General features: G+C 43.7%; 6 protein-coding genes. All 6 read right to left on the bottom strand.

Annotated elements, in window-relative coordinates:
• On the bottom strand, positions 1 to 1,058 hold a 1,058-nt coding region (locus BUC12_RS19460), incomplete at its 3' end, for an N-6 DNA methylase (protein ID WP_157257603.1).
• Complete coding sequence (locus tag BUC12_RS19455; protein ID WP_062185178.1) at positions 1,048 to 1,497, bottom strand: DUF1896 family protein; 450 nt, start codon at positions 1,495 to 1,497, stop codon at positions 1,048 to 1,050. The genes BUC12_RS19455 and BUC12_RS19460, both read right to left, overlap by 11 nt.
• A gap of 184 nt (positions 1,498 to 1,681) precedes the next feature.
• A complete protein-coding gene (locus BUC12_RS19450) occupies positions 1,682 to 3,781 on the bottom strand; it encodes a type IA DNA topoisomerase (protein WP_062185181.1) in 2,100 nt (699 codons plus the stop codon).
• Positions 3,782 to 3,949: 168 nt separating this feature from the next.
• Positions 3,950 to 5,350, bottom strand: a complete 1,401-nt coding sequence (locus BUC12_RS19445) for a DUF3945 domain-containing protein (RefSeq protein ID WP_062185183.1) — start codon at positions 5,348 to 5,350, stop codon at positions 3,950 to 3,952.
• 311 nt (positions 5,351 to 5,661) lie between these two features.
• Complete coding sequence (locus tag BUC12_RS19440) at positions 5,662 to 5,970, bottom strand: helix-turn-helix domain-containing protein (RefSeq protein ID WP_062185185.1); 309 nt, start codon at positions 5,968 to 5,970, stop codon at positions 5,662 to 5,664.
• Between the two features lie 549 nt (positions 5,971 to 6,519).
• On the bottom strand, positions 6,520 to 7,383 hold the full coding sequence (locus BUC12_RS19435) for an RteC domain-containing protein (RefSeq protein ID WP_062185187.1): 864 nt from the start codon (positions 7,381 to 7,383) through the stop codon (positions 6,520 to 6,522).
• Between the last annotated feature and the right edge of the window lie 123 nt (positions 7,384 to 7,506).

Below are 7,506 nucleotides of genomic sequence, written 5' to 3'. Positions count from 1 at the left end.
CTTCCTTCATACAGGAATACCTGCGCGGGCTTGCCATACGGGTCTGTACCGATAGACGCTTTATTTTGCACAATCCTGCCATGATTATAGAAATAATCACTGTTGTAGATACCGGATTGGGAGCTTTGGATGAACAAATCTTCCCCGAAGTTCAACTTCTCCTTTCCTGTATTTTTCTGCAACACAATCAAATCGCTCCCGACTTCCGTTCCTGCGTAGTCGGTGAAGAGGTTATTAGGCAGGCGGATAGCCGATACAAGGTTTGTATTTTCCATCAGCCATTTACGCACAGGTTCATTATTGGGAGAGTTCATTACTCCCTGCGAAGTAATAAAAGCCATAATACCGCCTTCCCGTAACGATTCCACGCCCTTTACAAAGAAATAGTTATGTATCGTCTTTGTCGATTGGCGCATAACTTCGTCTTTATTCTTCGAAAATGCAGCATCGAATACGTTTATATCCCCGAAGGGAATATTGGAAGAAACCATATCGAAATAATTGTTATACCTGTTCTCAATGGTTTCAAAACCTTCTATTTTAACTTTATCATTCGGGTGCAGGTGTGATAACAGCTTTCCGGTCAATATATCCTTTTCAAAAGAGAACTTCTCGGCATTGCCATTTGAGAATGCTTTTGAAAACTCACCCATGCCAGCCGATGGGTCAAGGAAACGGTTTATTTCAATACCACTGTCTTTTATAGCATCTGCAATAGCTTGTACTATTTCGGGAGGTGTATAGAAGGCTGTGAGTACGGAATTCTTGATGCTGCTGAAGTATTGCCTGTATTCTTTTTCAGATGGGGTGTTATCCCTGATTACCCGGTGTAGTTCCGCTACTAGCGGGAACAGTTCCAGTTCTGATTTAGCCCATGCAGAAGTATCAGCCAGGGAGTTCGCGGGGTTCAGGACGCATTTCAATCCTCCGAATCCCGAATAGCCCTGCATTATCTGCTTTTCATCATCGGTAGCTGCCCGACCGTCCCTTTCGAGGGCAAGGACGGTACGGATGGCTTCGATATTGGCCCGGAGATGAGCTTTCTTATTATAGCTCATTGTCTTCCAGCCATAAGTCAATAAATCCGGTTAGCTCTGTATAGAGTTTCCCGTATTCGGGCGAATAGGCAAACTCATCGGATATAGGGTATTGCAGGAACAGGGACTCACATTGGGATAAAATGCGTACAACATAGTCTTTTGCCTCACTTTGCGGGACAATATCTGCAAATTCGTTCCACAATACATTGACGATTGTATCATGCTTGGAGAATAGTAGTCCCCTGAACAGGGTTAAGTTCGCCAGCTCTTCGGCTTCGGCCTGTGATGATCCTTCTTTGATAGCATTGGAACAGGCTTCGGATGCTTCATCAGCTCTGGTTTTGATAAAATCCATATCGGAAGCCAAATGCGGATGGCACTCTTTGAGATAGGATAGCAGGGTTAGACGGTAGTAGGATAGTTCTAACGGATTGTTATTATTATTTTGCTTCTTCATAATTGTTTTTGTTTTAATGAATAATCCCTATCTTTGCCTCACTTCAGATTTTCCATATGCGTTTTACACGGAAAGTATGCCGGGAGGCATATCGGGTTAGATGCGGATAATTTGGATAATTAGCAGGCGCTTGGGAGGGATACCCAGGCGCCGTTTGTTGAGCCGCAGGCTCTTTTACCGGTTGTTACTGCTTTTTCTTCGGCGGCTTATTGCTTCTTTGCCTGTTATCGGGAAATACAAACTTTACTTTGTAGTCCTCATCAAACGCCAGATGGGCGTCGAAGAACTTCCCGGCCTTACTCTTAAAGCCTTTGACCAAAGGTGTTTGCTTACCGGATAACAGGGTTTGTATTATATCATCAGATAGCTTTTTTGCTGCGAGTGATGTAAATACCATAAATCCGCAAGCTTCATCGCTGCATTTAACAACTTTAGGATAGAAGATAACTTCCTTGCTACACTTCGGGCAGTTCATCGATTGATGCTTCGGCAGCGACAGTTCCGTATTGAGTAATTCCCCGGTAATCTGTGCGGCATATACTTCTATTCCCTTTTTGAAATTTCCCGCGTCGGCATTGCCTGCTTCTATTTTAACAAATGTATCCTCCCACATGCCTGTCATTTCCACATCGGAAATACGCTTGTCTTTTACCGCATTATATACAGCCAGCCCTTTCTCTGTCGGGACAAGGGATTTCTTTTCCCGGTACATATAATCCCGGGAGAATAATGTCTCGATAATCGCCGCGCGGGTAGCTGGCGTACCGATACCGCAACTTTTCAAAGCCATACGCTGTTCTTCGTCTTCCAACTCTTTGGAACAGGTTTCCATCGCAGCCAACAGGGAACTTTCGGTATGGAGGGGTTTGGCTTTGGTCAGTTTCTCCAATAGCTGGATTCCGCTAATGTGCAGTTCCTGTCCTTCCGTCAGTATGGGAAGTTCCTTATCCTGCTCTTTACCTTCTTCTTTCTCACTAAATACGTCCCGCCATCCGGCTGTTTTGGTAACAGAGCCTTTGACGGCATAAAGGACGCCGGAGCAATTCAACAGAATGGCAGTCTGGTCTTTGACGCATGGGCCGGAGAATGCTTCCAGCATACGCCCTGCCACCATATCGTAGACCTTGCGTTCGTCATAACCGATATCTTTCGGGATATACCCGGTAATCAGCAGGGCATGGTGGTCGGTTACTTTCTTTGCGTCTACCGGACGGATGTTCAGGTTCATATCCGCCATCTTTTTGGCATAATCCGCAAATACACTGTAACCGGATAGTTTGGCTATCAGCCGGGGGATTTCATTAAAAATATCATCGGAAATATAACGGCTTCCGGTACGGGGATAGGTAATATACTTCGATTCATACAATTTCTGGGCTATGGACAGTGTTTTATCGGCAGAGAACCCGTATTTGCTGTTGGCTTCTTTTTGCAGTGTGGTCAAATCATACAGCAATGGCGGCTCCTGCTTTACTTCTTTCATCTCGACACTCTGCACAATTACGGTTTCCTGCTGTTTTTGCTTTTCAAACAGCTCTTTGGCTATGCTGCGGGATTCTATCCGGTCTTTCGTAAAGGCAGAGAATGCATGGTTGCCGTATGAGGTATCCAGGCGCAACTCCCAGAAAGGAACAGGTACAAAGTCCTTGTTTTCCAGGTAGCGGGAACATACCATTGCCAGTGTCGGTGTTTGCACCCGCCCCAGAGAGAAAATCCCTTGTCCGGCTGCGATACTCAATGCCTGCGATGCATTGATACCTACCAGCCAGTCGGCTTCGCTGCGGGATTTGGCGGCATGGTACAGGTTATCGTAATCCGCGCCCGGCCTCAGGTTGTTCAATCCGTCCTTAATGGCTTTTTCAGTAAGAGAGCTTATCCACAGACGCTCGAACGGTTTGGTACAACCTAAATACGAATAGATATACCTGAAGATAAGTTCCCCTTCACGTCCGGCATCGGTGGCGACAATTATGCTGTCGCATTTATCGAATACGGATCCGATAGTTTTTAGTTGTTTCAATGCCCCGGGGTCGGATTTATAGCCTTTACCGGACTTAACCTGCCGGGGGACTAAGCGGAAAGCATCGGGGATAATAGGCAAGCGTTCCTTCACAAAGCCTGTGATCCCATATTCTTCGGGCATGGCAAGTCCTACGAGATGCCCCAATGCCCAGGTGACCATGTAATTATTTCCTTGCAGGTATCCTTCTTTTTTATTGGTGGCTCCGGCAATAGCCGCTATCTCGCGGGCTACGCTCGGCTTTTCTGCTATTATAGCTATCATGTTTTTTAATTTGAAAATAAGTTAATGAGTAAATTTGAAGATTAAATAATGAGTAGATTAGCCAATTCTCAAATATGAGAATGGCATACTCTTCCGGATAACCCGTGACTTGTTATTGAATTAACACATGGGCTAATATGCTAATTGGCTAATTTACATATTGGCACATTAGAATTTCATTCCTCTGGATTTTACAACTTTCTTTTCTTCCTGTTTTTGCTGTTGCTTCTCAGTAGGTTGGGTCTGCCCCTGTTTGAGCGGTTCTTCATTCTTCTTGGTCGCTTCATTGGTTTTGCCTTCGGAGTTAACGGCGACCTGCGCCTTGCTGTTGTTGTCGGGAGTGACTTCCGCTCCCTGTTTCTTAGCCCTGTCGGGATTCCATTTAAAGAAATCCAGCTTCTCTTTCTCGGCATTTACCTTGATATAGGCATTGAAGGGTTCGCCCTTCTTATCAAGCATCCCCGTTACATAGATGGTTTTGTTTTCCCGTAAGCTTTGTTGCTGTTCTTTACTGAGTTCGACGCCCAATAATTTGGCAGGGATACGGAATTTTTGCTCCTGCGGATGGGACTGGGTTTGTTTATCCTGTTGTTGCCGCTCCTGGGATAGTTTGTTGGCATTATCGAATTTAAACTCAAGGCTTCTCTTATCAGCATCGATCCGGACAGTCGCGTTAAATTCCTTGCCGTTTTTTGAGGTCATACCTTCCAGATACACGGCTTTGCCCTCCGACAGGTCTTTCTTCTGCTGCTCATTGAGGGCAACGCCTTTGATTTCATCCGGTATCTTTATCCTGTCAGCTCGCACGGCTACCAGTTCGTTGGTTAGTTTGTCTACGGACAGGAATGCCTGCATTTTCTGGCCTTTGGCGGGTTCTATCTCGACTAAACGTCCGGCTTGTCCCGTCTGGCGCAGGTTCTGCTTATCTTCTTCGCTCAGGCGCGTGCCGTATACATAACCATCCAGTTGCGGTTCCTTACGCACGGCATGGACGACCAGGCCCAGTTTGCCGTCTTCGGCCTCCCGGAGCGACAGGCGGGCGTCGGTGCGGATAACCGTATCGCCGATTTCAGCTTTGATGGGTAACAGCACCGGGGTTTTCTGCCAGTTGAGCATTTTATCCAACGAATTTTTATCGATCATATCTTTGGTTATCCCGAGCTTTTCGAACTGGGACCAGTCGATACGGGATTCGTCGATGGCCTCATATGGCTTTTTAGCGAAGGCTTCGGGCAATACCCGGATTTCATCTATAAACTTTTTATTGGACGGGTTTTCGGGGTCTTTGAGCATATCGCTCAATACGTCTACTACATTACCCAACGCGTTCAGGGGGACTTTGAAGAAATGGAAGTGTGTAGGGTCTTTACATTGGCTCAGGAAATTGGACATAAAGTTTTCCAACGCGTCGCCGTGCTTGTCGATCTTCAGGAAATCGGGTTCGTTCTTCTGTTCGGGCTTGACGGTACTGGGAGTGCCGTCTTCATTCAAGCCTGTTACTGCCTGTAACTTGTTACTGTCCTTTTCTTTTACCAGAAGGACTTCCCGGTCTTTTAGTTTTTCTTTCATAATGTTGGATAATTTGGATAATTAGCAGAGGCAAGCCTCTTTTGTTTTTACATGGTCTTCCACAACCGGCAGACCTTCTATTTCGGAATAAATCCTGAAAAATCCAGGCGGGATAATTATTCCGGGGACGAATATATGACTAAATAATGAAGCGGATATCGATTTGGGGGCTGGTGGTAGCGTTTGTCCGGTCATGTCGTCCTTTTTTTGAAAACCGGTAAAAAAAAGCGTCTTGCTGTCGCAGCAAAGCGCTCCCCAATAGTGTTTAACTGATAATTGCAAAACTGCAAATATGAATAATGAAAAAAGGGTTATTGATATACGGTTTCTTCTTCATCCCTATTGCCCGGCTTGTCCCGCTCCTTTTTGTCGATAAAGTCCCGCACGACCGACTCGTAATAGAACAGTTTGCCTCCAACCCTGATAAATGGCAGTTGCCCGGTGGTCCGGTAACGCAGCAAACTTCGCGGGGTCAGGTTGAACATGACGCACAGGTCCTGGTTATCCAGTATCGTCTCGCCGTTCAGGCGGTTTTTGGCTTTCAGCAGTTTCAGCACCTCATCGATGCGTGTGTGTAGCTGCTCCATGTTTTTATCGAATTTGGTTTCTTCTATTTCCATAGCTATCTACATTTTTGTTTCAGACAGGGCAAAGTTCCGCTATTTGAAAAAGCCGTATTCAGAACTTGGGTGAACTATTTTTTACATTGGTATATTACCGGTTGGATAACAACGGTTTAATGGGATAAGAATATTTGTATATCCTTCCTGTTGCTTGAGAGATGGGGATTGGAGGTAAGGAAACTACTGGTAATTTCGTTTTTGTGGTAAAATAAGGAGGTCTTTTCCCTGGGTTATTTGTATTACCCAAGTTGGGCTAAATTTATATTATATTACTTGTATAAAGCCTATTAGTAGAAGTTAATCAGATTTTATTCTTCGGGTATTTCGATTTTGAAGTAACGCTGGAAAAATAGCGTGGACATCATGTTTTTTAAACAAGGCACTGGTATGCCCACAAATGAAAAACGATAATCCACGCTATATATAGATACAGCGATTTGATTCTCATTTCTCTCCCATTTGTTTTCAAAAGTTACCAGTTTTTGTTTAAAGAGTAGAGTCAGAAACAAATTGATCCTGATTAAATATGATTATTCTATCAGGTAATTACTTTTTGTCTTTTTTCTTATTTTCTTTTTCCATCCTTTTTAATAATAAATCCTGTAATCTGTTTATAAATGCCGTTTGTATTTTGCGGAGACATAATTCAATAAATGTGCGGGACGGGTTTGTGCCCAGTTCAATATTGAATACATTTTCAAAATAGCAAACAACCTCTTTCAATGAGGCTTTACCATGGTTGAAGACTTTAGCCTCTATCAACGCGTAAATCAACTCTATCAGGTCGGCCTTATTGCCGGTCCACGTCAGCTTTTGCTTTGGCTGGAAAAGGCTCTTGAGTCCGTAATCCTTATCTTCAAGTTTATCCAGTTCTTCCCTTATATAGGATTCCAGCATGTCATTGGCCAATATCTTGGCTACCTTAAAGTCACAGTTGGTTGAGAATAGCGGGTCTCTTTCAAAATAGAATGTTTCCAGATTTAAGAGAACTTCCGGATTTTGGCCTCTTAAAAAGAATACCTCATCCATAAAGGTGTTGCCGGAACGGTAGTAATGGTAGAAATCCCTATTCTTGTTAAAGTAATCATTAATATTCTCCAACTCTTTCCTGAAATATTCCTGCCGGACTCTTTTGCCGCCTGTCGGGCGGTTCATCTCCAGGTTATTTACTTTCCTGTAGAAAATAAGGTTGCTGAAAAGCCCGGGCTTATGTTCCTTGAAAAACTTGATTTCCTCTTCTGTACTCTTGAATTCATACTCTTCGACGACAAATGATTTTAATCTCCGGAATATGTCTTCCAACAGGAAGATTCCGTTTTTTGTTTTTGCCGGGTTGTCGTTCAACCGGCCGCCATTCTTTTGTAGATAAAGCTCTACTTCTTCTTGTAATTTTTCTACAAATTGTTCCATAAAAACACATTTTTTTTTAATAAACAATAAATTATTAAATTAATTAAAGTCCAATATGAACTTTTTTTAACTGATTCTGTTTATGAAAGGTCAATGTGTTGATATGTTTTGGTTATAATTTTA

Origin of the sequence: Indolivaga macrotermitis (assembly GCF_900128985.1) — a bacterium.
GTDB lineage: Bacteria > Bacteroidota > Bacteroidia > Bacteroidales > Dysgonomonadaceae > Dysgonomonas_A > Dysgonomonas_A macrotermitis.
The sequence above is the reverse complement of the archived record's forward strand: the minus strand, read 5'-3'. Positions and strand labels throughout refer to the sequence as shown.

Bases quoted from the DNA above. Each gene is read 5' to 3' on its own strand.
- BUC12_RS19445 (WP_062185183.1), bottom strand. From the start codon at position 5,350: ATGAAAGAAAAACTAAAAGACCGGGAAGTCCTTCTGGTAAAAGAAAAG.
- BUC12_RS19435 (WP_062185187.1), bottom strand. From the start codon at position 7,383: ATGGAACAATTTGTAGAAAAATTACAAGAAGAAGTAGAGCTTTATCTA.
- BUC12_RS19455 (WP_062185178.1), bottom strand. From the start codon at position 1,497: ATGAAGAAGCAAAATAATAATAACAATCCGTTAGAACTATCCTACTAC.
- BUC12_RS19440 (WP_062185185.1), bottom strand. From the start codon at position 5,970: ATGGAAATAGAAGAAACCAAATTCGATAAAAACATGGAGCAGCTACAC.
- BUC12_RS19450 (WP_062185181.1), bottom strand. From the start codon at position 3,781: ATGATAGCTATAATAGCAGAAAAGCCGAGCGTAGCCCGCGAGATAGCG.